A 25,517-nucleotide genomic window follows, 5' to 3' on the forward strand; every position below is an offset into this window, starting at 1 on the left:
TTCATTCCCTTAAAAATCATAACCAAGTGTTACGTATGGAATCGCCTTATTGGTATAACCGTTATCAATTCCCCATGCGTAATCAAACTTGACGTAGAAACCGAATATGGTTGTACGGGCACCAAGTCCATATCCCATCAGGTATGGATTTTTGAAGGTGGTCACTGTCGCTCTGTAGGTATCGCCGTCGGCTCCAATGATTGTTGTATTCAAGCTACTTTCCTCGCTAAACGGCCCCTTGCCAGTCCAGGCAGTTCCGATATCTCCGAAACCAACCACCTGGAAGTTCCGCAAAAAGCTGGAAGTAATTGACCCCCGGTACAGATACTTGATTAATGGAATTCTTAATTCAGCGTTTAAAAGCATATAACTTGTACCTGACAACTTATTGAGATTGAAACCTCTCAGGTTTGTAGCAAAGTCGGTGAAGAAAATATCCCTGTTGTCAATATTAGGCCCGAATGCCAGCGGATCGTTCGCTGAGCGGCTGTCTTTTCTGTTTCCTATCCAGTTTTCCATCCCTCCGAGAATACTCTGCTTTGGCGCTCTTCCGCCGGAGTGACTTCCTGCTGCACGAATCGCAAGAATCAGATCCCGGTGTATTTTTTGGTAATGACGAAAATCGAGACTCAGCCGATTGAAGCTCTCATTCGCTGATGACAACCCTGCCTGCATATCAAACCGTAATTTGAAGCGGGTTCCTTCCATCATATTCATACCATTCACTTTCGTATTATCAAAAACGTATTCACTACGCAATCCTCCAAAGTTCGAATTCAGATCCGGATTTGCCAGAGAATAAACGTCTATCAGCCTCGATGAACTGAACATCGGGGAAAGTGTAAAACGGCTTGATGGCGAGAATGGGTAGGAAGCCGAGAAGGTAATCTGGTTGAAACGGTATTTTTGAGGATAGTTCTCGGCACTGGAATACAACGCTTTGCGATCGTAACGTACTCCAAAATCTATACGATAAGTGTTGTTGTTATACTCAGCAAATAAATCACTGTTCCTGAAATTGGACGAGATAAAAAATCCTGCCTTGACCACATGATTTTCCAGCAAGTCATTCATCGATAACGACTGTGCATATCCGAATCCTCTGATCGGATCAATACGCCAGTCAGAACTTGCATCATTCGTAATAAACAGCCCTTTGTAAGGATATGGGCCTTTAATGGAAATATTATCACGTGTAGGTCTTGTACGGTTCAGCACTCCGGGTGTCCCTGAAAGTGCACCACGGCGCTGTCTTGACTCAAAAGTTTTAAGTACATCCTCATCAAACTGATAATTGTCGATATCTACCTCTCCGTCTTTTAGTACCAGTTTCGAAACCGCAGGTTCCTGAAGTTTCGCAGTTGCAGAATCTTTCACTGCCGCTGCTCCTTCCTGTGCGCCTGCCACAGGCTGCCCGCTATTCAGATCAGGAGATGAGATAGATGCATTTGTATCAAATCCGTTTTTGACAGCAGCATTATAATAACCGTCATTCAGATAAGTAAATGCCAGTGCTCCACCAGACTTCGGATGAATGTCCGCACTCTTTATTCCGTGTATATAGTTGGTCAGTTGCTGAGGAGCATCACCGGCGCGTGAAATCTTAAATACATTCGAAATACCCTTACTGTCGGACAAGTAATATACCTCATTGGCGTCTGCATAGATCGGCGTCGATTTTGTCTTGCCTTCTCCTTTCAACAGAACCTTGATTTCAGCTGACTTGGGGGTTCCGTCATGTTCAAAAATAGAAATCGGTCCGTTGATCGTTTTGTAATCAGCCTTAATCGTATCCCCAAACTCAGCAGGACGATTTGACGAAAACACCAGCTTTCTTGAAGATCCCTGTATAAAGCGTGGGGAGAAGTCATCGTACAAATCGCTTGTCAATGGCAAAGCCGAACCTCTGGCAACACTTACCAGATAAATATCATTTCTGCCTGATCTGTCAGCGCTTACCGCCAACATGCTTCCATCATTAGAAACATCCATGTCTTCAATCTGATCAAGACCACGAATATTTCTTTTCAACTTTAGTTTAATTTTCTTAGTCCCCACATTTTCATACACATATACATTTTTGCGTCCGTTTTCTGAAACCAGAATTGTAAGCTGATTATTTCTCGACCATCCTAAAAGAGGAGGTTCACTATTGGTTTTGGCTCCTACATGATCAGCCTTTCCCTGACGTATCAGTTTTTTCGATCCGGTTTCTGTGTCCATCACATACACCTTATAGCGGCTGTTTTTAACTTCGCTAACAGCTGTGAATTTTTTGTCAAGAGAAATTTTAGCAACCGCAGCTGTTCCTGAACCATTGAATTCATGCAATTTCACTTTCCAGGTGGGCTGGGAAGCTACATAGGACTGCTCAGCGGCTTTGTTGAGATTCAAATAATATGCTTTCCAATCACGCAAAAAGCGATTATAAGAAGGTACGCCAAGTGTACTTGTAATGCTGGTTTGCTCTGTACGGATAATACGGGTCAGGTTGAGAATATCAGATATCTTATCTTTTCCGTATCGTTCTGCTATGTAATTCCATATCGAATGACCGACCAATCTTGCGTCATTTCCGGACATCAGCGTCGGCTTTCTCACGTTGCGGTTTTTGAAGAAATCCCGCATGTAATCATTCAGTTCCGGCGACCAGCCTTCTGAGATATAAGCAGCAGCGCCTGTCATAAACCACTCCGGCACGGTAAGTAAAAGAGAGCTTTGCAAAGCCTCTTTCATATTACCGCCATAGAGCATATCATATATAAAGAGAAGACTGATGTCGTTCACCAGCTTTTTTCTGAATCCCAGCTGGTCTCCGATATAGGCAATTTCTACACGTGACTGTGCAAGATCAAGCTTTTGATCATCACGGTTGTCCATTGTAGTAAGCCCCATGTTACTCTGTTCGAGTTCTGCCGGAGAATTATAAAGGAAAATTTTGACCCTGTTATAAGGCGTCCATCCGAGCACATCTGTGATCTTATCGAATTCACTTTCAGCATACTGAGCTGTAAGCTTGGCCAGATCAGCACCACCCTGATAGTGATAAATTTCAAAATTTGTAGTTCTGAAAATCTTCCAGTTAAAGGTTTTATATTGAACCCTGTTTTTACCGAAAGTTTCCTGAGAAGGGTATCTCTGCGCGGATACATCAGTACTCAACCCCAAAAAGGCTGCCATACTGACTGGTACAGCAAATAATAATAAAGATTTTATCCTCATATATGCTTAGGCTTACATCAATGGAAATATAACGAAAAATACCTCTGAATATTCACTAGAGGATTTAATTCTTTCCCGTTTTCTAAATGTTGTACTAATTCATTTGCAAAAAATGGCCCGAGCGTTACACCTTTGGTACCTAATCCGTTAAAAATGCATATATTTTTCCGAACAGGATGTACGCCAATCAGAGGCCTTCTGTCTTTAACCGAAGGACGTATTCCGGCAATTTCTCCTGTTACCTTGTAAGTACTCTTCAAAAGTCCCGCAAGCTTTTCTTCCAACTCTTCTCTACATGCTTTTGTAGGAGTCCAGTCCAACGGATCCCATGAATACGTGGCTCCCACTTTGGCTTTCGTCTCTCCCAAAGGAAGGATAAAAATGCCCTGATTAACAATATGAGATTCTAACTTTTGTTCTGTTTCGATCTCCAGTACCTGCCCTTTGACAGGCGCAAAAGGCAGCCAGTCGAAAACAGGGTCATTGACGGCAGTAAAACCCTGACAAAGCATCAGTTTTCCATACGTATTACCTTTCCACTTCACAAACTCCCCGGAAAGATTAAGGTCATGAAAATCAAAAACTCCTTCGATAAACTGACCTTTCTCCGAAAAGTAAGTTATACTCTTATCCATCAATAAAGGAAGATCGATCCATCCTGCACCGGTTACTTCAAGTGCACCGTGTTCCATATGTGTATACGCAGCAACTGCCTCCTGGTCTCTCCCCTCACCTACATATCTCGCAATTCCGGGTTCAGCCGTCTGGGCAAGATAAGTATTCTGCTCTGCAAGCGACCGAAACGGACGGTACACTGATGTTCTATGAAGAAATTTCGCATTGAGTGTTGTTTCCAGCTCTTCATAGAACCGGTAAGCATATGGAAAAAGGTCGTCTGCCAGCCAGGTCTTGACAAGCTTTTTACCTGTGAGCGGATTGAGTACACCAGCCGCCACCCGCGAAGAATTAGGGGCCGAGGAATCGTGTATAATTTTAAAAGATTTACCGGCGGTTTGTAAATGCCAGGCTATTGACAAACCACCGATTCCATGACCAACGATCAGATAATCGTAATCGGGAGTGCTATTGTTCATTTCAAATTATTTAAATCCCTTCTCCTGAGCGAAGATGCTATTTGCGCATCCGCCAGTCTGACAACCATTTCTACCTGTTCGTCGAGTGTCATGAGTGAGTTGTCAATAAATACTGCATCTTCTGCCTGGCGCAAAGGACTCTCTGCACGGGTTGTATCTATATGATCACGTAGTCTAAGATTTTCCAGAATTTCCTGTATCCCCACCAGATCTCCCTTTTCAATCAATTCCAGCTGACGTCTCTGCGCGCGGATCATTGGATCTGCAGTCATGAAAATCTTAAGTTCAGCATTCGGAAATACGACTGTACCAATATCACGGCCATCCATGACGATGCCTTTGACTCTGCCCATTCGCTGCTGTTGTGCAACCAGAGCATGGCGCACTTCGGCAATTGCGCTCACCTCACTCACTTTTTCCGATACGTACATCTTTCTGATCTCATCTTCTATATTAAGACCATTGAGATAGGTATCATTACGTCCGAGCTCGGGATGTCTCCGAAAAGTGATCTGGATCTGATTCAGCGCAGTTTCGACCTCTTTAGGATTGGTGAGACTGATATGATTCTGAATGAAGTATAAAGTGACTGCCCTGTACATGGCACCGGTATCAATATACGGGTAATTAAGCTGTTTGGCAACCAGCTTGGCAGTTGTGCTCTTTCCACAACTTGAATAGCCATCTATGGCAACGATTATCTTAGGCATGTTTGCTGTATTGATCACATCTCTAAAACAGGGGTGTGACAAATTAGTAAAATAGTGTTCCCGAAATCCTTCTTAAAGCATAGTAACATTAGCTGAAACCAATTGCTGCATACGGATACGCGCTTTGCAAAAATAGAGAAACTACCGTGTAGCGAACAGCTTTTTTTAATCATAAATAAAAAAAGGATTGCCGGTTCCTCTGAACCCAATCCTTTTTTATTTCATAACCAATATAAGACCAGTTCCTTAGATACTGTCTACCAGAAAAACTACCAGGCTTCGTGCTCCGTGTGCTCCTATCACCAACGACTGTTCAATGTCTGCAGTTTTGGATGGACCGGATATGAAACAGCCCCAACCCGTCGTGTCCGTAAGAACCTTATAAGCATCATGCATATTATCCACAATGCTTTTTCTTGGAATTACAAAGGCAAGATTCTGCGTAATAAAAGGTAATACCCGGTGCGGAAGGTATTTATCAGAAATCCAGATTGCACCGTTTTCTGCCACACCAAACTCAGCCTGCAAAATCGCCACTTCAATCGTTTCCAATTCGTGTGGGTCTGAAACATTCAGACTAAAATCGGCCCAATCGGAAAGCTCCGGAATAGTTGTAGCACGGTTTACAACACCGTCATACATTTCTCCGATCTTATATTTAAGCTCATCAGTACCGGACACCACGATCACTTCGGTATAAACTGCCGCGAGAGATTCCGTAAATTTTGCCTGCGGATCCGAAAAATTGCTGTTAAATGTAAAGCGCTCCGGAAGCTGCGTAGCATCAGGCTTGTTTGCTTTTATCTGCTGAAGTATTTTTTCTCTTGCACTCATTTTCTTAATTCGATAGCTGCCCTATTTACGATTCTTCACATACCAATCTCTGAAACTCTCCTTTGGTGGCTCGGGCATTTCGCGTTGTTTATACCAGGGATTGAGTCCGTTATTTACCATAAAAGGAACCGCACGCATTACAGAGCGACCGATCCTTCCCGACCATTGGTAAAATCTGGGTTGAGACAATACCGTCGACATCGCAGTAATGCCTGCTTTCTTTCCGCCAGGGACATGGCCGGCCTTGACCAACACCTGCCTCCATTTGTAGAGCTGATCATGAATATCAATCTTCACAGGACAAACATTAGAGCAACTTCCGCACAACGTACTTGCGAAAGGCAAATCTGCATTTTTGGACATATCCAGATTAGGCGCCAGAATAGAACCAATCGGACCTGCCACAGCATTATGGTAACTATGCCCACCACTCCGGCGGTATACCGGACAAGTATTCATACAAGCGCCGCACCGGATACATTTAAGCGAATTCCGGAAGTCCTCACGGCCCAGCTGCGTACTTCTGCCATTGTCAACAATTACAATGTGCATCTCCTGCCCTTCACGTGGTTTTTTGAAATGGCTGGAATAGGTCGTAATGGGTTGTCCTGTCGCACTTCTGGCCAACAATCTCAAAAACACACCCAGATGTTCCTGACGGGGAATGATCTTCTCGAAACCCATACAGGCAATGTGAATATCCGCAAGGTGCGCCCCCATATCGGCATTTCCTTCATTGGTACTTACTACAAAACCACCCGTTTCTGCAATGGCAAAATTTACACCTGTCAGAGCGGCACGACGTGTTAAAAACTTATCACGCAAATGCTGGCGGGCAGCTTCAGTAAGGTACTGAGGATCTGTAGCGCCGGCTTCTGTGCCCAGATGTTCGTGAAACAAATCACCAATATCCTGTTTTTTCAAATGTATCGCAGGAAGTACAATATGACTGGGAGGCTCGTTTCGCAACTGTACAATACGCTCTCCCAAATCGGTGTCAATAACATCAATACCATTTTTGATCAGAAACTCATTCATGTGACATTCTTCTGTCAACATGGACTTGCTTTTAACCATCTGATCAATCTTATGTTTACGAAGGAGCCCAAGTACGATTTCATTATGTTCAGCCGCATTGGATGCCCAATGTACGTGTACTCCGTTTTCTTTCGCTTTTGCTTCAAAAGATTCCAGCAAAGTATCCAGATGAGACAGCACATAATGTTTGATAGAAGAAGCAGTCGTCCTCAACTCTTCCCATTCAGGCAGCATCTTGGACGATTTGTCTCTTTTGTGACGCACAAACCAAAGTGTTTCATCATGCCAGTTTACATAGGGCTCGTCGGCGTTGAACACATCCGAAGCACCTGCGTGGTCCATTGTTACCTTTGACATACTCTTCTTAACAATTAGATAATAGTATTATTTAAAGAACTTGAATTGCACTATTCACATTCGCTGTACTATTCAAAGTTTAGAATTTGTTTAACGAACAACTTTCAAATTGACACCTAAAAGCTATTTTATTGTATAGCAATATGTTATACTTTTGACATACAAAGATTTTCGATCGGGGCATCGGAGTCTGAAAAAAGTTTATTTTAACTTTTCTTAGACACATAAACATCACAACTCCTATGAAAACAAAAACCATCATCCTCGCAGCAGCCCTGACCGGCTTGCTTTTTTCAGCCTCTACATTCAACAGCAATGCTCAGGCTACCGCTACTTCTGAAAAAACCGTTGCAGCTGACAACAAGCTGAGCGTATTGGAAGTTAAACCTATGCAATTCAGAGTTTTATATAATACACCTCAGTCAAATGCAGTTTTAGTACGTATTCTGGACATCAACAAGAACGTGTTGTTCTCAGAAACTAAACGTACCGAAGCTAACTATCTGAAATACTTCGATCTATCTACGCTTCTTGACGGTAGCTATACTTTCGAGATCACTGACGGAAAAGAGAAGTATACACAGACGTTTGATATCCTGACTAAAACGAGCCGCGTCGTTTCTTCTATCAACTAACGAGTGGTTCTTCTCAGATTCTGAACTTCCGAAACTTTGTAATGCCGGCGTCTTTATTGATGTCGGCATTTGTTTTTAGGCAAGTGCCGGTAGGGCATTGTTCAGAATTTCTGCAATATGCTTCACCTGCACTTCTGAATTTTTCCTTCTCAAAATCCCTTCCAGATGCATCAGACAACTCATATCTGATCCCGTGATGTATTCCGCATCATGCCTGATATGATCTGCCACACGATCCTTCCCCATCTTAACTGACACCGCTTCTTCACTCACACAGAACGTTCCTCCAAAACCACAGCATTCGTCTTTACGATCCAGCTCCACAAGTTCTAAACCTTTTACATTTCGCAAAAGTGTTTCAGGTTTTGAAAATGGTTCAGCATTCAGTTCCGACATCTGCGCCAGGTGAAGACCTCTCTGACCGTGGCACCCCTGATGCAAACCAACCCTGTGAGGAAAATCCGCCTGGATAAAATCTATTTTCAAAACATCAGTAATAAACTCTACCAGCTCATACACCTTCTTTCTAACCTCCTTCGATTCAGTCGGTTTCCCCTCTACTTTCAAATGATCTTTGATATGCAACACACAGCTTCCTGATGGCGAAACTATGTAATCAAACTCACCAAATGAGTTCATAAACAACGTATTACACCCATTGGTCAGATGTTCAAATCCGGAGTTTGCCATAGGTTGCCCGCAGCAAGTCTGGTTAAGAGGAAAACCAACATTACAGCCCAGCTTCTCCAACAGCTCCAACGTTGCAATCCCTACCTGAGGATAAAACTGATCCACGTAACACGGGATGAATAGGCCAATTTTTAGATGAGAATACTTCATTTTACCAAAATTCAACTGTAGCAATTATTGGATAGTGATCTGAGGCTTTGGGATAATTTCTGATTACCTTATAGTCTTTCACACGCACTTTATTATTCAGCAATACAAAAATATAATCGAGCCTGTCGCCGGGTATCCCTTCATTCCAGGTCTCCACTTGTGAGCCTTGTGCAGCATCCTGCCACTTCTGACGAAATGAAAAGTAGGGCTGCTCGTTCGGCCGCGCTCCCATATCCATTCCGAGCACTACGGGTTGAATACTTCCCTGAAGCATTTGATTGATATAAGCCGACTGCAGCGCTCTGTCCATCACAGAGGCATATTCCAGCCGGGAGTTACAAAAACGCAAAGTCAGATTTCTCGAATGACGTATCAATCCGCAATGCAATACCTTCGGATCCGCTCCCGGAGTTGACGGCAAGGTAATCGTTTGTGATTTTTCCAATGGCCATGCCGACAAAATCCCTACTCCCTGGCTCCCACTTTCCGAATGCTCTGCCGCGCCGTAGGTAAAATACATGCCCGTCTGAGTGGCCAGCTGTCTGAGCTGAAACTGCGTCTTACCGTTATTAATCAGACTATCAACGGCCTGGAGCGCAACCAGATCCGGTTTATTTTCATTGATAATCCTCAATATATCCATCATATTCGATTCCTCATTCATGCCCAATCCATGACGAATATTAAAACTCATGATCCTCATCTCTACCGCCTTACGAGGCTGAGAAGCGAGTAAAACAAAAGCACTACAAAAAAGGATGGCTATTAATACTAATTTCTTCAATCCGCTTAATCAAATAGGTTCACAACAAAGAATACACTTCAAATTATAACATCAATATGCATGTTTTTCATTTGCTGAGCAACCTTCTGCACTGAGTTTTATGCGGTGAATCCTGCCTGATCAATCAAAATAAAGCCTATCCCCATTCTTACTTTCCGCCGCAATCTCCTTATTCCAAACGATAAAAACGTACCGCATTTCCTCCCATCACATCTTCCTTTTCAGAAGCATTGAAACCCGAAAAATAGTCCGTCAGTACTGCTTTCATTTTCTCATAATCTCCCGCAACAAGACATACGGGCCAATCGGAACCAAACATAATTCGTTTACTTCCAAAAGCTTCGAACACCACATCCAGATAAGGCACGAAATCCGATTTCTTCCAATTGTACCAATTCGCTTCGGTAATCATTCCTGAAACCTTACAGCTCACATTAGGCAATTGTGCCAGCTCCTTTAATTCCTTATTCCAGGGTTCAATTTCTCCCTTTTTGATAAATGGCTTGGCGATGTGATCTAAAACAAACCTTACATTGGGCAACTTTGAAGCGAAAGAAAAAGCCTCTTTCAACTGATGCGGATATACCAGAATGTCATAAGTAAAATCAAAAGCAGCCAGCTGCTCCACGCCATTTATAAAGGTTTGCTGTTCCAGAAAGCCTTCCGGCTCTGCCTGTACCACATGTCGAAAACCTTTCAGCAATTCAAATTGTGAATACACTTCCAGTTTATCGTATATATCTTCCGACCGGAAATCAATCCAACCTACTACACCTTTGATAAAATCGTTTGCTTCCGCGAGGTGCAGGAGAAATTCAGTTTCAGCATCAGACTGATCGGCCTGTACTGCCACACAGCCGTCTACCTTATTTTTATCTAAAACAGGTTTCAGATCGGCAGGCAAAAAATCCCGGCGTATCGTCTCCATTTCCGGAGTAATCCAGGAATCTCTGATCGGATCAAAAATCCAGAAATGCTGATGAGAATCGATAGTCATATTTCAAATAGTCAGGTATTAATATTTGTTGTCATTTGTAGCCATGTATTGTCATTTTTTGTCAAAGGTTGTCAGGAGTTGTCATTTCTAGTCATAAATTTCAAATTACAATGCTTGACTACTTCATGACAACAAACGACCATTCATGTCCTTTGACCATTTCCAGATTTACGCCACCGGCGTCCATGCAACTGCTTCCTGTTTCTGCTGACCAAGACCTTCAATACCCAGTTCTACCACATCTCCTGCTTTTAGGTATACCTGAGGTTTCATTCCCAGACCTACACCTGCGGGAGTGCCGGTTGTGATCATATCACCAGGAAGCAGCGTCATAAACTGGCTCAGATAACTTACCAGAAAAGGAATATGGAAAATCATATCAGAGGTATTGCTATCCTGAATTTTCTTACCATTGAGTGTCAGCCACAGATCCAGATTGTTAGCATCTGCCACTTGTGAAGCTGGAACAAAATAAGGACCAAGTGGAGCAAATGTGTCGTTACTCTTTCCTTTTACCCACTGTCCGCCACGCTCCAACTGATAAGCTCTTTCGGAATAATCGTTATGAACTGCGTAACCAGCTACATAATTCAGCGCATCTGCTTCTTCAACATAACTTGCCTTTTTGCCAATGATCACAGCCAGCTCCACTTCCCAGTCCGTCTTTTCAGAATTTCTTGGAATAATTACGTTGTCATTCGGACCGCAAAGTGCCGAAGTAGCTTTGAAGAAAATGATCGGTTCTTTTGGCAATTCTGTAGCACCCGATTCGTAAGCGTGTTTGGCATAATTCATACCAATACATACGATTTTCGAAGGACGAGCAACGCAGGATCCGAAACGAAATCCGTCTTCTACTTTCGGAGCAGATGCAGCATTGGTTGTAAGCCATTCTTCCAGACGCTTTACACCGTCCGTTGCGAAAAATTTCTCGTTATAGTCTTCGCCAAAGGCAGAGACATCTATCTTAGTTCCATCTGCAAGTTCAACACCCGCTTTCTCTTGCTCAAAAGCACCAAATCGGAATAATTTCATGGTTTTAGGTTTTGCTGTCGGCCTTAAGCTGCCAGCTGTTTACTTATTTTTTCACTAGTATTTTCTGTACAATTGAGCTAACCGCTAAAAGCTATTCGCTATCAATTATTTAGCTTCTCAAATCCCCCATCAATCAGATAATCGCAGCCCGTAACAAAGCCAGCCTCGTCTGAGCACAGATAAAGCGCCAGCGCCCCGATTTCATCTGGTTTTGCCATTCGCCCAATGGGTTGCGTTTTAGACAACTTCTCAAACATTTCAGCTTCCTGACCAGGATAGTTTTTGGAGATAAATCCATCCACAAATGGCGTATGTACACGCGCCGGAGAAATGCTGTTGCAACGTATGTTATCAGCCAGGTAATCCTTGGCTACCGAAAGTGTCATCGAATATACCGCACCTTTGGTTGTCGAATAAGCGAAGCGATCAGGAATACCAACGGTAGCCGCAATGGACACCATATTCAAAATCACACCTCCACCGCCCTTTTTCAGATGCGGAATAGCAGCAAAAAGACAGTTGTAGACACCCTTCACGTTGACACTTAACAAGCGATCAAAATCAGCTTCCTGGGTAGTATCTGCCTTGCCAACATGAGCGATACCGGCATTATTCACAACGATATCAATCTTTTGTCCGGAAGCGATACCATCAATTAGGCTCACCACATCTGCCTGCTTAGACATGTCGACTGCATGCGCATCGGCAAGTCCTCCTTCCTTTCTGATCTCATCAGCAACCTGCCTGGCAAGTTCAAAATTGAGTTCAAGAATATGGACATGAGCGCCTTGTTTGGCGAATGTCTTCGTGATAGCTAATCCAATGCCGCTTGCTCCTCCTGTTACCAGAGCTACTTTTCCGCTTAAATCAAACATGATCTTAATATTAAAAAATCCTCCGGCTTCAACTCAAGCCGGCTTTATATGGAAAGGTTTTTTAATTTATTCTTTACTCAAAACCTTCCCCACACCCTCTACTCAACACCCTTACCCCCATGCCCAAACCCCTCTGCCTCATTCACTAGAGAGAAACCCCTCTTTTCCACGGAATAAAGTCATCCTGACCCAGTTGCTGCGCTTTCGTTAGCTCACCGCTGGCCACCTTAATTACATATTCTAAAAGGTGTTCCGCATTCTGTTCAATAGACTGCGTTCCGTCAACGACTGGTCCGCAATCGAAGTCAATCACATCAGGCATACGTTTCGCCAGAACTGAGTTGGTAGCCACTTTGGCAACGGGACAAATCGGGTTACCTGTTGGCGTACCCAAGCCAGTGGTGAACAAGATTACATTCGCACCTGCAGCGCTCTGTCCTGTTGTTGCTTCGACGTCATTACCAGGAGTACAAACCAAATGTAGCCCCGATTCTGTAGCACGCTCTGTATAATTCAATACATCCGAAACATATGCATTTCCTCCCTTTTTAGCAGCCCCGGCAGACTTGATCGCATCTGTTATCAGACCATCTTTGATATTACCAGGTGAAGGATTAAATGCAAACGCAGAACCTACAGCTTCAGCTTTACCTGCATAGTCACGCATCAGTTTCTCAAACTTGGCAGCTTTTTCTTCGGTTACACATCTGTTCAGTAATTCCTGCTCTACACCGTTCAGCTCAGGAAATTCAGCCAAAAGAGTCTGTCCGCCCAATCCGACTACGATGTCTGAAAGATGCCCAAGAACAGGGTTGGCCGATATACCCGAGAACCCATCAGATCCTCCGCATTTCAGACCAACAGAAAGCTTAGACAAAGGCGCCGGTTCTCTTTCAAATTTATTGATCTCAGTAAGTCCTATGAAAGTCTCTTTAATTGCTCCCGACATCAATGAGTACTCTGTACCTTTCTGATGTTCGAACGCGAAAAACGGTTTATTGAAATTGGCGTCTCTTTTGCGGATTTCGTCTTCCAGTGTTTTCAACTCCGAATTCTGACATCCCAGACTCAACACCGTAATACCAGCCACATTCGGATGCACCGCGTAGGAAGCAAACAATGAGCATAATGTATTGGCATCAAAGCGTGTTCCCCCGCAACCTCCTTCATGCGTCAGGAATTTCACACCATCCACATTTTGAAAAGGACGATCTGGTTTACGATCTACAATTGCCTGCTGCTCGCCCGAACTTTGCAGACTCCGGATCGCATTGATATCTCCTGCTTTATACAGATTCAGAAAATCCCGGACATGGTCACGGTAGATGTCTGTTTGAGCATATCCCAACTCGCGCTCAAACGCGTCCTTCATGATCATGACATTTCTGTTTTCACAGAATACCAAAGGAACCACCAGCCAGTAGTTGTATGTCCCAACCCTACCATCAGCACGATGGTAACCATTAAAGGTACGCCCCTCCCACTTGCTTACATCCGGTTGTGTATATGTATAAGGTTGTCTTTTCGCCGTACTGTAATCGTGCGCATCATGTTTCAGGTTGAACGTCGTGATAGGCTCACCCTTTTTGATAGGCTGAGTAGCTCTTCCTACCAGAACCCCGTACATGATAACTGCCCCTCCTGTTTCAATATCCTCCGTTACAAATTTGTGTTTTGCAGAAACGCCATAAGCAAGATTAAACTGCTCACCATTCCATTCTGCAATATCTCCCGCAGGCAGATCACGCAACGCAACAATGACGTTGTCAGATGGATGGATTTTTAAAAGATTCGACGCCATAGTGATTTTTTGGTGTAATAATTCCTGTTTAATTCCGAATTGAGCTTTAAAAACAGTTCAGTGCCCAAACTTACTATTCAAATTAAAAATAAGATTGAAATACTTTTCGGGCAGATCAATCGCATTCGGGCATTCGGGATCAGAAGGAAAAAGTTACCAAAATTTAAATACATTGTTCCTGGTGAAATTGAATACAAATGAATAGTTTTCCTGAACTTCATAATTTTACAATAATAGCATTTTTTTCAACTATATTGGCATGTTAATACTTTCACAGCTTAGTAACATGCTTTTTTAACAGTGAAACCTCAACTTTTAAAAGTTCATAAGGCCTTACAGCAGTCTTTCAGCATACGCCGCGATGTGGTTCTGTATTTCTATAACCGCTGGCATTACCACCCGGAACTGGAACTCGTTCATATAGAACAGGGCTCAGGCACTCAGTTTGTGGGTGATAATATCCAGAATTTTCAAAGTGGTGATCTTATCCTGATAGGACCTAACCTACCTCATTACTGGCGATGTGACGAAAAGTACTTCCAGGGAGACACAAATTTGTATGCGCAGGCAACGGTACTGCATTTTTCAGAAAGCATTTTCGGCACGTTTCTGGATCTTCCCGAAAACAAAGCCATCAGGGAATTATTACTACGTACAAGAAAAGGAATGAAATTGACCGGGCCTGAGAATGAGATAGTGAAAGGTATCTTGCAGGATCTTCTTGACGAAAAAGAAAGCAACCCGGTGATTGCATTGCTTAAAATCCTGCAGACACTATCGCAGAATCCCGAAGCTTCTGAACTTTCCAGCTCGGATTATCCACAGGAATTTGACGCCCACGATACTGATCGGATCAATCAGATATACCAATACTCTCTTGCCAATTTTCAACAAAAAATTAGTATCGAAGAAATTGCGGAAGTGGCAAATATCAGCCCGCATTCCTTTTGCCGGTACTTTAAAAGCAGGAGTCGTAAGACTTACTCTCAGTTTTTGCTCGAATTACGTATCGGACATGCCTGTAAACTACTGAGAGAAGGAAAGTTGAGTGTTGCACAAGTTTGCTATGACAGCGGTTTCAACAACTTTGCCAATTTCAATAAATACTTCAAAAACCTGACAGGCAACAGCCCTTTGAGATACCAAAAAGAGTATCGGTCTTAGAAAGCCATACGCTGCTATAAACTGATATTATTTTGTAGCACTGGAGAACAATCGGAGAGGAAAAAGCCAGAATAGTTGAAAAATATGCTCAGATAATTAAAGTTTAAGCCAAATCAAATTTTGTACTTTACAAATAATTAATTACCCTTTTCAGATAGCAGTATATAACCTGCCCTAGTTGAAGTAGCAGATAACGGGAATATACAAATCAGGATTAAACATTCTAAAATCAAAATGTATAGCTTTAACAAGTAGTGATGTCACACCAACTTGTATTAAACCAAACTATTGATGCGCGTTAATCTTGTAAACATATTTGAACAGTCTGTAAGTGAAGCAGAAGTAACAATTGAAAACGGACTGATATCTGCAATATTGATCTTCGGACCTGAAAACGCTACATTGCCCTATGCATTACCTGGCTTTGTAGATGCCCACGTGCACATCGAAAGCTCCATGCTCACGCCCGCACAATTCGCCCGCCTGGCCGTAGTACACGGAACTGTGGCTACTGTTTCCGATCCCCACGAAATCGCTAATGTACTTGGAATAGAAGGCGTACATTATATGATCGCCGACGGAAAGCGTGTACCATTTAAGTTTTGCTTTGGTGCGCCATCCTGCGTGCCCGCAACTGTTTTCGAAACAGCCGGTGCCACGATTAACGCTGAAGATGTACGACAGCTGCTGGCAAGTGATGACATTGGTTATCTGGCCGAGGTTATGAATTTTCCGGGCGTGCTGGGTGGCGATCCTGACATGCTGGCCAAAATCGCATGGGCTAAACATTTCGACAAACCAGCAGACGGACATGCTCCCGGACTTCGTGGACAGCAGGCCGAAGCCTACGCCAATGCAGGACTCAGCACCGATCACGAATGTTTCACTTATGCAGAAGCCAGAGAGAAAATTGATTACGGAGTAAAAATACTGATCCGCGAGGGAAGTGCAGCAAGAAACTTTGAAGCGCTGATTCCTTTACTCAGTGAGTTTCCCGAAAAAATCATGTTCTGTTCTGACGATAAACACCCCGATTCTCTTGTAGTCGGCCATATCAATCTGCTTGTAAAAAGAGCTTTGGAACAAGGACATTCATTATGGGATGTGCTCAAAGCTGCAAGCTTAAATCCAATTACACACTATAATTTACCGGTAGGTCTGCTAAGGCAGGGTGACGCTGCAGACTTCATCGTTGTGAATAATCTCGATGACTTTGATATTATACAAACATGGCTGGATGGTGAACTTATAGCCGAAAACGGCACCTCTCTGATCCCAAATCTTCCGAGCAACCATATCAATCAATTTGATTGTAAAAGAAAAAATGCGGAAGACTTTCAGTGTAAAGCAAACCAAACCGCGTCACAATTAAGAGTCATCGAAGCATTGGAAGGACACCTGATCACAAATCAGCTCACTGAACCGATTCCCATGAAGGACGGGCTGATCGTGGCGGATCCTGATCGTGACATTCTGAAAATTGCCGTGGTAAACCGATATAGGGATAGCACACCTGAAATTGCCTTTATCAGAAACTTCGGACTGAAAACCGGAGCTATTGCATCAACCGTAGCACACGACTCACATAATATCATTGTGGTGGGCTGCGATGATGCCAGTATTGCCGAAGCTGTCAATCTGCTTATAGATGCAAAAGGAGGGATTTCTGCTGTAGGCGAAGGTCAAAAATTGAAACTGGAATTACCGATTGCCGGACTGATGACTGACCGTGATGGCTATGAGGTTGCCGCAGAATATACCAAAATGGACGAGTTCGTAAAAGGCTCGCTCCACTCTACATTACAGTCGCCGTACATGACTTTGTCGTTTATGGCACTCCTCGTAATTCCGTCACTAAAGCTCAGTGACAAGGGGTTATTCAATGGTGACAAGTTTGAATTTGTATCTCTGACAATATAATAAACAAGCCAAATGATTGAAATTGTAAGATTAAGCCATCCGATGTAATTTTATCTGTAAATATTTTTATAATGTGTTTTTTTATAAATATATTTACAAGTGTATAAATGACCCTTATTTAATAATTCCTAACCTCAGTTAATTCCTAACCTTAACAAAAATGGCTCACCTACGCTACAAACAAGAAGAAGAGCTCTGCTTCTGGGATCAGTTCAGAAAGGGCGACGAAAATGCTTATGCATGTCTTTATAAATCTTATGTGCATATTCTTTACCAGTATTGCTCACAATTCACAATTGACAAACCCCTGATTAAAGATTGCATTCACGACTTGTTCGTAGAGTTATGGAAAAACAGAGCCACCTTAGGTGATACTACATCGGTAAGGTTCTATCTGATGGCATCTATCAAAAGAAAGCTGGTTCGCCACCTTAATGCACAGCAGAAACATACCAGCAATGAAGATATTCCTGTAGAATACTGGCACATCAATACGCCTTCTCACGAAAATCATATGATATCTGAAGAAGAATTTGATTCTACCAATCAGCATTTGAACGTGGCCATCAACGGACTTCCACGTCGCCAGCGCGAAGCCATTTTCCTTAAATTTTACATGAACCTTAACAACCACGAGATCGCCGATCTGATGAAAATCAATATCCAGTCGGTTTATAATCTTGTGTTTGGTGCTTTAGGAAATCTGAAAAAACAAATGACTCTGGAAAGGCTAACTTTCTGATATTTAAGTTAACCGACATATAAAAAACGCGTGGCGAACTATGCCACGCGTTTTTTGTTATCAATGGTATATTAAAACCAAATCAGTCTTTTGCCAATGACTATGGTGAGCACACCACTTGCGGAACGCCTCCGGCCAAGAACCCTGGATGATTATATAGGACAGGATAAACTGTTAGGCCCTAAGGGTTCTTTACGCCGGGCAATTATGCAAAATGCGATTCCTTCCATGATTTTATGGGGACCGCCCGGAGTGGGTAAAACGACGCTGGCACTCCTGCTCGCTGATGTTACCAAAAGGCAATTTCATAACCTGAGTGCGATCAGTTCAGGTGTAAAAGACCTTCGGGAAATCCTTTCCAGACCATCCGGCTTGTTCCCGCCTATTTTATTTATTGATGAGATTCATCGGTATAACAAAAGCCAGCAGGACGCATTGCTCGGAGCAGTTGAAAAAGGCCAGGTCACATTGATCGGGGCCACAACTGAAAATCCGTCATTTGAAATCAATTCGGCTTTGCTCTCCCGATGCCAGGTATATATTCTGGAAGCATTCGGGCAGGATGAACTAAAAGAGATTATTGACCGGGCACTTGTTAAAGACAGCTGGCTGGCTGGCAAAAATATTACTTTCAATTCTTACGATGCCCTATTCAGACTATCAGGGGGTGACGGAAGAAAACTACTGAATTTGCTGGAACTGGTTGTGTTAGCTAAAGGTGATGTCAGCGAGATTGAAATCACTGATGAGTGGGTAACCGAAGTCGCTCAACAGAACATAGCCCGTTACGATAAATCCGGCGAACAGCATTATGATATCATTTCAGCATTTATAAAATCTCTCCGTGGAAGCGATCCGAATGGTGCTGTATATTGGATGGCACGCATGATTGTAGCAGGAGAAGATCCCTCCTTTATAGCGAGAAGGATGCTGATTATGGCTTCAGAAGATATAGGCAATGCCAATCCCACCGCTATGATTATGGCTAATGCATGTATGCAGGCGGTGAATGTAATCGGCTATCCGGAGTGCCGTATCATCCTGTCTCAGGTAGCGGTGTATCTGGCCACGTCACCAAAAAGTAATGCTAGCTACATGGCGATCGGCGAAGCCATTGAATTGGCTAAAAATACGGCTCATTTGCCCGTTCCGCTGCATCTTCGCAATGCTCCAACCAAATTAATGAAGCAAATTGGCTACGGAAAGGATTATAAATATGCACATTCTTACGAAGGCAATTTTGCAAGGCAGGAGTTTTTACCCGAAGAGCTAAGCGGTACGAGACTTTTTGAGCCCGGCAGCAATGCGAGAGAGGAAGAGATCCGAAAAAAACTACAATATTGGTGGGGAGACCATTATAAATACTAGGATCGAGGTAATTGGAAACCGACTTTATTATGACTTTTTCCTTGCATCCCGTTCTCTTTTTAGAAATTCTGCTATATCGTCCTTTTTATGGGCAATAGCTTTTTCAAAATCACCATACGACAGTATACGAGAAGAGCCTCCGGATTCAGCTGCCTTCCAGTCAGACCCGATTCTATTTGCAAAAAGCTTCAGATTCTCCTCAGTTTCTTTATCTGATAATACTCTGACAGCCTTTTCATTATCACACTTTGGGGATGAACCAAACATCTCATAACCTTCAAGTATTTTCGGCTTATTTTTCATCGAAAATTTGTAAAAATCGTGAACTTTTAAGACCTAAATTCTGACAATTGTGAAATTTGGTAAGGCAACGAAAAATCTTCTATTCAAGGATATTAGCGGAAGAAATATGATACAAATATAGAACAACTTCGATGAAGCAACAACCTTAACCCGAAATTTTTGATGCTATAGATTTAGATTTCGTATTATCTTGCTGTCCACAAATTAGTATGATCAAATATTTCCAGGTAAAACTATGATACCAACCACCCTCACACTGGAGCAGCGACAAATGCTCATCAATCAATTCAGGTTACTTTTAGTTGTTGAAAATGAGGAGCAACAAGAGCAGTTAGCAAAAAGAATTGAAATACTGGAAAAGGGGTATACAGGTTTATACCCAAAAGTATTCGATCAACTGTACGAAGAAATACCAATATCAGTATACAATGATGTAGAAGCAATTCTCGCAATGTACAAGAGAATCAATGAATCTGTCAGAAATTTGCCTATATCAGAACAAGAACTGCTCAATCTGGCGAGTTTGGAATTTGAAGGATTTGATGACAACAATGAAATGTACTACCACATGATGTCGTATCTTGTCGACAGAATGGACGAACACCACGATTACCGCGGACGCAATCTCCGTTCGCATAATCCGCTTAGCATGGTTAAGTACAATAAGATGCTCGCCGTCTATAACCGTCTTCAGATTGCCAACAGCTCCCACTACAGCAGCAACGAGTTACAAGAGTTCATCGATGCACTAATCGAAGAGGTAAATGACGAAATTAAGGAGAATGAATTAGACGAGACTGAGGCCGGCAAATAAATTAAGGACTCACATTATAATGTTATTAAATTTAAATTACTAAATATTAGATATTTATTCCAATAAAATAATTAAATTTGTATTTGAGGACTGGTAACAGTACTCATAACGTTGAGTAAAATCGGACATCCTGGGGCTCCTTGCCCCCGGATGTTTTTATTTATACCCCACATTATAAGCTCATCTGTATCAAACCTGGCAGATATATTCACCTTATGCAAATTTCCTAAAAACCTGGCCTGAATGGTGTTTGTAATTATTGCTGAATTGCTTCTTTGCTGACAACTGGCGTATCACCCAAATTGCCCACAGACCGGCTCCTACCATCATTACCAAAACAAGATAGGGCCAGAATGAAAGGAAATTCAAAAATGACTGTACCATAGTTATTTGAGTTAGGTTCTACATTTTTTCTAGTCACTTCTAATGAAATAATCATTCCATATACATGCCATCGCGGAACGCAGTCTATCTGTAAAATTTACGCCGCACTTCGATGTTATTCGAAACCTATGATACACAAAAAAGTCGCCGGACAAACTGCCCGGCGACTTTTAAAAATACATCTACTATTTTTATCTTTTAACAAATTTGCTGCTTACGATCTGCCCATCCTTACGAGTTATCTGAACTATATAAAGACCGGACACAAGCTGTTCTGTAGAAACCACAGACTTAACATCTCCCGCAGATTCAAATACGACTTTACCCAGTGTATTGAATACCTTTACGGTTTTAACCAATCCCCAATCTTTCACCTGAATATTTAAAGGCTCAGCATTGGCAACCGGATTAGGATACAGTTTCAGAGATTCGATAGCGAACCTTACGCTCTGAATTCCACTCAATGCAAATGTTGCATCTCTGTCAATCATTTTCAGACGATAAAGGTTTTCTCCATCGAAAGGATTAACATCTGTGAAGTTATAGGTAACAATGGCTGAGCTCTCACCCTTTGCATCTCTGTTACCAATGGCGTTCCATTCTTTACCATCCCTGCTTCGTTGTACTTCAAAGCTTTCGCTATTCGATTCCGAAGTTGTAGACCACGTCAATTGAGCAACCTCTCCTTCTTTCGCTACCTTGAAAGAAGCCAGTTTAACAGGAAGTGAAGATTCGATAATAAGCGTATAATCGTTGCTGGCTATCTGCTGACCATCCGTCACATACACCGTGAAGGTATTTGTGCTGATTCCTGTGGTATTTGGATTACCAGTAAGTGTGCCATCCGAAGCCAGGTTGAATCCTGTTGGGAAAGCCAGTATTCTTGATCCCAAGCTAGGAGGCGTAAGCGAATAAGTAAGCGTCGCTCCGGAAATACCGCCTGTTGCACTACCGTTTGTACTTCCACCTTCTATCACTGCCTGAGCTATTGAAGCAGAGTAAGAATTTTGGCTAACTATTGCAGTTGGGAAGGTACCTCCGGGTAGTGCCAGCTCAGGGCTAATTACAACATTAGTATAAGATTGAGCTACTGTCGAACCTGAAGCAGGATCAGTAATGGTAACTGTAAAGCTATAACTATTAGCCGTTGATGGTGATCCTCCGAAGGTACCATTCGCATTCAAGGTCAGTCCAGCGGGCAAGACACCACCAGTTACTTCATAGTTATAATTGGCTGTTTCACCACTCCCGCCTGTGGGCACCGGAATATTTGCCGGATATGGTGAAGCTCCTACATAACTATTAGGTAATTGAGCTGTATTTGCCACCAATGGGTTATAAATCGTAATACTGTATGCCGCCTCTAAAGATTGTCCGGATGTAGGATCTGAAATCAAGACTGTTATAGGGTAGACTCCCGCATCACCAGTAGGGATCCCGCTTATTGAACCATTCCCATTCAAAGTCAAACCAGCCGGCAATGGACCCGATGTTCCCGTCAGCGCATAAGTGAAAGTACCACTTCCACCTGTGGCAGCAATAGAGGTACTTGTATAAGGCTGTGTCCGGATACCTGACGGCAATGCAACAGGGTTGGCAGCCACTTTTGGGTAAACTAATATTGAGAACAGCCTTTCAACTACAACTGGAGTACCACCAAATGCACCATCAGTAACAGTTGCGGTAAATGTAATAGTTGTTCCTCCCTCTGCAAATGATCCTGTTGGAATACCAGTTATACGCCCATCTGTCCCTAGTGTTAGCCCAGCATTAGTTAGGTTGGTAACTGAGACCCCAGCAAAATTATAAGTACTACCAGTTTGCCCTCCGGTATATGTTATCGACTTTCCAGTTCCTGTATAATTAACTCCCTCAACTACGTAAGTCGGATTTATGAATGTTGGTACTGGTAATACTGTGATATTTACAGGCACTTTTGCGGAAATGTTAGTACATCCTACCTTTTGAGAAGCAGCATAGTAAACATAGTTACCAGCTGTAGCAATTGAGGAAACTGGTAAATTATATGGCGACAAACTTGGAGAACCTGACAAAGCTGTCGTACTGGACCCTTCGTACCATAGAATATTATTACCAGCAGATGTAGCAGTAATTGTAGGCAACGGCATTCCCGCATATACAGTTAAACTATTATTAGCACCCAGCGTCACTGTCGAAGAAATCGCTGGAGCAGGTGCTGCAAGTTCTACATCATAAAGGCGTAATGCATCACCTATTACAGTTGCATTAATTAAACCCCCATTAAATGAAACCTCTACCCGATCAAATTCAACACCAGGCTGAAAAGTAGTATTAATATCAGCATAGCCACTATTTATAGTCAAGATATTTGCCAAATTAAGTCCTATTAAGCTTAGGCTATTTTGAAGTGACTGAGTGGCTACCGGAGTATTGCTTGCTCCTTTGTAAGCCTTGAACGTTACACCTCCGCTAAGCAGATCTAACGAAATCACTGACTGATTAAGTGAGAGATGAATTTTCACTGCATCGGAAGCTGATGCCGTATGATCAAACAGGATTTCCTGGGCAATTGTATTTGCAACTCCAACATTTGCTAAACCGTTACTAAACTTTGAATAGGTTGTGGGACTATCATCAATAGCCAGGTGAGCATCTGCAACTAATTGACCCAGATCGAGCCCTGCTAAAACAGATTCGGTAGTTAGTGTAATTCCTGTACTGCCATACCCCGTAAACAAAGGTCTGACACTACAAGCATTACCTGTAGATACCGTAAACGCATTATGAACATTAGTAGAAACCGAAGATGCTGCAACCAATTTTAAACCAGTAGGAACTGCAACATTCAACCTAACGGCATTAAATGCTTCTGAAGCCGGAGGAGTCACCGCTGCGTGCCAATCATTATTTTTGTCGATTAATAGCTTGGTAGTGGTTTGATTATTATTAGATATAGTAGTTCCCTCATTCGAATCACCAAAAATATCAAGGCCAGCAGGTAGGGTATATGCACCTGCATTTTTATATACAGAACCAGTGATATTGTAAATGGTAGATAATCCAAGAAGAGTACTGACATTAACATTGATACCCTCAGTTATTGGCTTCGCACCTAATTTGAAATAAACTTGCGTCCCTGCTGCAATAGGAGCATTACCGGTGTTTCTAAACAACAAATATACATTGGCTCCAGCCAGCCCTGCTACAACGCTGAGGTCCGTAGCCTTCATAGTAGCACTAGCCGTGGTAGACCCCGTTAATACAGATGCTGTACCATAATAAAAATTATTCCTTGCTATAGGTGAAGTTATTTCTGCACCACCGACTCCCAATACCTTTGTATTATAGAAATCTCCCGTCTTCTGCCCTGTCAGATACGTCTTCGTCTGCGACTCGGCGTTTTGTGTCGAAAATGCGAGAAGGACAGCCAGCAGCCCTCCGCTCCCGAACTTTAAATAGTTAAAAAACCTCGTAAATCTTTTCATAAGTTTAAAGAGTAAAGTAAAACAATTAGATAAGCGTTATTGAACTTGGTAAAACATTAAAAAACACCAGAGTTGCAATTGTGGAGGTATATGAAATTCTGAGTTCCGACATATATCGAAACACTTGATAACGAAAGCTAACACACCTTTTTACAAATACTTAACAAACAAGACTTAGCACAGCTTCATTTGAAACTGCAGCTCATTTGCAGACCTATAATAAGTGTTTGGAAACTTTGCAGCTGGGTTTACCGGAAGGTAAATAGCGCGTGTAGTGCAAGAAAACAGGGCTGGATGGGATGAGAGTACCCACCGGGAGAAGTATTAAGTTTTTCATAGCGCGTTTGTGAGTAAAGTTTAACTTATATTGTTGATTATCAGGTTTACAATTTTTTGCATTGTAGTTACAGACAATAGCTTTTCGTAAAATAGTCGCCGGCAATTGCAAGACGCTACCCTACCCTATATACGTACTCATACTACTATATAGCGCTTACTACCCCGCTAGCTTTCACACCCACCATACGAATTAATTTACTATCAACTCAATACTACCTCCATACTACCAAAACTGGTACGTAGTAAAACAATGATCTTTATTCGCACCAAAACTAATCATTATCATTATAAATAAAAATATTAATCACTTATAGATAACAATTAATTCTATTCTTTACACAACAATTATCTACCGGCCATTTTCACACACTTGTATTTTTCACAAAACAAAATCGTTCACTTTAGCTATAATATAAACATTCGTTAAAGTTCTAATCAACTAAGATGTACTATAAAATCAAGATATACACCATATTAAGCCACTTCATAACTTAACTTCCATATATAAATACAAATTAGTGCCACAAACTAATCCTACTCATATAATTTGATAACCAATAGAATTATTTTGAATAAAAATTCAATCATATCACATCACAAACCAGCGGTGACATAATTCATGTCACAAATTGTTTTTAGACATCGGGAGGACATCTGTCAGCACAATACAGATAATGGATTGTTATTGTAGAGAACAGACTACAAAGCCACAGATAAATCAACAAAAAAGCATCGACCTGAGGACAAAAATCCCCAAATCGATGCTCACCGACAAATATTACTACCATATACTG

At 42.3% G+C, this 25,517-nt stretch carries 20 protein-coding genes; 6 read left to right on the forward strand and 14 right to left on the reverse strand.

Annotation, left to right across the window (positions count from 1 at the left end; translation table 11 throughout):
• Window positions 1-9 precede the first annotated feature (9 nt).
• The 5 genes from DSL64_RS06395 to DSL64_RS06415 all read right to left on the reverse strand — a co-directional run bounded on the left by DSL64_RS06395 (window position 10) and on the right by DSL64_RS06415 (window position 7,255).
• Window positions 10-3,180, reverse strand: a complete 3,171-nt coding sequence (locus DSL64_RS06395) for a BamA/TamA family outer membrane protein (protein ID WP_229216983.1) — start codon at window positions 3,178-3,180, stop codon at window positions 10-12.
• 59 nt (window positions 3,181-3,239) lie between these two features.
• Window positions 3,240-4,316, reverse strand: a complete 1,077-nt coding sequence (locus tag DSL64_RS06400; protein WP_115829830.1) for an NAD(P)/FAD-dependent oxidoreductase — start codon at window positions 4,314-4,316, stop codon at window positions 3,240-3,242.
• Window positions 4,313-5,026 (reverse strand): (d)CMP kinase, encoded by a 714-nt coding sequence (cmk, locus tag DSL64_RS06405; protein WP_115829831.1) that lies wholly within the window; start codon window positions 5,024-5,026, stop codon window positions 4,313-4,315. The genes DSL64_RS06400 and cmk overlap by 4 nt, the downstream gene beginning before the upstream one ends.
• A 246-nt stretch (window positions 5,027-5,272) precedes the next feature.
• Window positions 5,273-5,860: a LutC/YkgG family protein gene (locus tag DSL64_RS06410; protein WP_115829832.1), complete on the reverse strand. Its 588-nt coding sequence runs from the start codon at window positions 5,858-5,860 to the stop codon at window positions 5,273-5,275.
• 21 nt (window positions 5,861-5,881) lie between these two features.
• Window positions 5,882-7,255: a lactate utilization protein B gene (locus tag DSL64_RS06415; protein WP_115829833.1), complete on the reverse strand. Its 1,374-nt coding sequence runs from the start codon at window positions 7,253-7,255 to the stop codon at window positions 5,882-5,884.
• 242 nt (window positions 7,256-7,497) lie between these two features.
• Between DSL64_RS06415 and DSL64_RS06420 the strand changes: the two genes are divergently transcribed.
• Window positions 7,498-7,890: a hypothetical protein gene (locus DSL64_RS06420; protein ID WP_115829834.1), complete on the forward strand. Its 393-nt coding sequence runs from the start codon at window positions 7,498-7,500 to the stop codon at window positions 7,888-7,890.
• A gap of 75 nt (window positions 7,891-7,965) precedes the next feature.
• On the opposite strand, the gene DSL64_RS06425 is transcribed toward DSL64_RS06420, so the two are convergent.
• The 6 genes from DSL64_RS06425 to DSL64_RS06450 form a co-directional block, all read right to left on the reverse strand.
• Complete coding sequence (locus DSL64_RS06425) at window positions 7,966-8,730, reverse strand: (Fe-S)-binding protein (RefSeq protein WP_115829835.1); 765 nt, start codon at window positions 8,728-8,730, stop codon at window positions 7,966-7,968.
• Between the two features lies 1 nt (window position 8,731).
• Complete coding sequence (locus DSL64_RS06430; RefSeq protein ID WP_229216984.1) at window positions 8,732-9,514, reverse strand: endonuclease/exonuclease/phosphatase family protein; 783 nt, start codon at window positions 9,512-9,514, stop codon at window positions 8,732-8,734.
• A 169-nt stretch (window positions 9,515-9,683) separates the two neighbouring features.
• Window positions 9,684-10,511 carry an amidohydrolase family protein gene (locus DSL64_RS06435; RefSeq protein WP_115829837.1) on the reverse strand — a complete coding sequence of 276 codons (828 nt, stop codon included), beginning with the start codon at window positions 10,509-10,511 and terminating at the stop codon, window positions 9,684-9,686.
• 168 nt (window positions 10,512-10,679) lie between these two features.
• Window positions 10,680-11,546: a fumarylacetoacetate hydrolase family protein gene (locus tag DSL64_RS06440; RefSeq protein WP_115829838.1), complete on the reverse strand. Its 867-nt coding sequence runs from the start codon at window positions 11,544-11,546 to the stop codon at window positions 10,680-10,682.
• A 101-nt stretch (window positions 11,547-11,647) separates the two neighbouring features.
• Window positions 11,648-12,421, reverse strand: coding sequence for an SDR family NAD(P)-dependent oxidoreductase (locus tag DSL64_RS06445; protein WP_115829839.1), 774 nt, complete (start codon window positions 12,419-12,421; stop codon window positions 11,648-11,650).
• Window positions 12,422-12,566: 145 nt separating this feature from the next.
• Entirely contained in the window at window positions 12,567-14,222 is a 1,656-nt protein-coding gene (locus DSL64_RS06450) for a UxaA family hydrolase (protein ID WP_115829840.1), read from the reverse strand.
• Between the two features lie 300 nt (window positions 14,223-14,522).
• Here DSL64_RS06450 and DSL64_RS06455 point away from each other — a divergent pair, with 300 nt between their 5' ends.
• The 4 genes from DSL64_RS06455 (at window position 14,523) to DSL64_RS06470 (ending at window position 19,416) form a co-directional block, all read left to right on the forward strand.
• Window positions 14,523-15,386 carry an AraC family transcriptional regulator gene (locus DSL64_RS06455; RefSeq protein ID WP_115829841.1) on the forward strand — a complete coding sequence of 288 codons (864 nt, stop codon included), beginning with the start codon at window positions 14,523-14,525 and terminating at the stop codon, window positions 15,384-15,386.
• Window positions 15,387-15,677: 291 nt separating this feature from the next.
• Complete coding sequence (gene ade, locus DSL64_RS06460) at window positions 15,678-17,306, forward strand: adenine deaminase (RefSeq protein ID WP_199539338.1); 1,629 nt, start codon at window positions 15,678-15,680, stop codon at window positions 17,304-17,306.
• 160 nt (window positions 17,307-17,466) lie between these two features.
• Complete coding sequence (locus tag DSL64_RS06465) at window positions 17,467-18,048, forward strand: RNA polymerase sigma factor (RefSeq protein ID WP_115829843.1); 582 nt, start codon at window positions 17,467-17,469, stop codon at window positions 18,046-18,048.
• A 96-nt stretch (window positions 18,049-18,144) separates the two neighbouring features.
• The gene (locus tag DSL64_RS06470; RefSeq protein WP_115829844.1) at window positions 18,145-19,416 is read left to right on the forward strand and encodes a replication-associated recombination protein A; all 1,272 of its coding nucleotides are present in this window, start codon (window positions 18,145-18,147) and stop codon (window positions 19,414-19,416) included.
• A 27-nt stretch (window positions 19,417-19,443) separates the two neighbouring features.
• Here DSL64_RS06470 and DSL64_RS06475 read toward each other — a convergent pair whose 3' ends face one another.
• Complete coding sequence (locus tag DSL64_RS06475) at window positions 19,444-19,719, reverse strand: hypothetical protein (RefSeq protein ID WP_115829845.1); 276 nt, start codon at window positions 19,717-19,719, stop codon at window positions 19,444-19,446.
• Between the two features lie 235 nt (window positions 19,720-19,954).
• On the opposite strand from DSL64_RS06475, the gene DSL64_RS06480 reads away from it, so the two are divergent.
• Window positions 19,955-20,533 (forward strand): YfbU family protein, encoded by a 579-nt coding sequence (locus DSL64_RS06480; protein ID WP_115829846.1) that lies wholly within the window; start codon window positions 19,955-19,957, stop codon window positions 20,531-20,533.
• A 213-nt stretch (window positions 20,534-20,746) separates the two neighbouring features.
• On the opposite strand, the gene DSL64_RS28930 is transcribed toward DSL64_RS06480, so the two are convergent.
• Entirely contained in the window at window positions 20,747-20,917 is a 171-nt protein-coding gene (locus DSL64_RS28930; RefSeq protein ID WP_158547890.1) for a hypothetical protein, read from the reverse strand.
• A 191-nt stretch (window positions 20,918-21,108) separates the two neighbouring features.
• A complete protein-coding gene (locus tag DSL64_RS06490; protein ID WP_115829848.1) occupies window positions 21,109-24,384 on the reverse strand; it encodes a putative Ig domain-containing protein in 3,276 nt (1,091 codons plus the stop codon).
• Window positions 24,385-25,517: the final 1,133 nt, after the last annotated feature.

It is taken from the genome of Dyadobacter luteus (genome assembly GCF_003383615.1).
Classification (GTDB): Bacteria; Bacteroidota; Bacteroidia; order Cytophagales; family Spirosomataceae; genus Dyadobacter; species Dyadobacter luteus.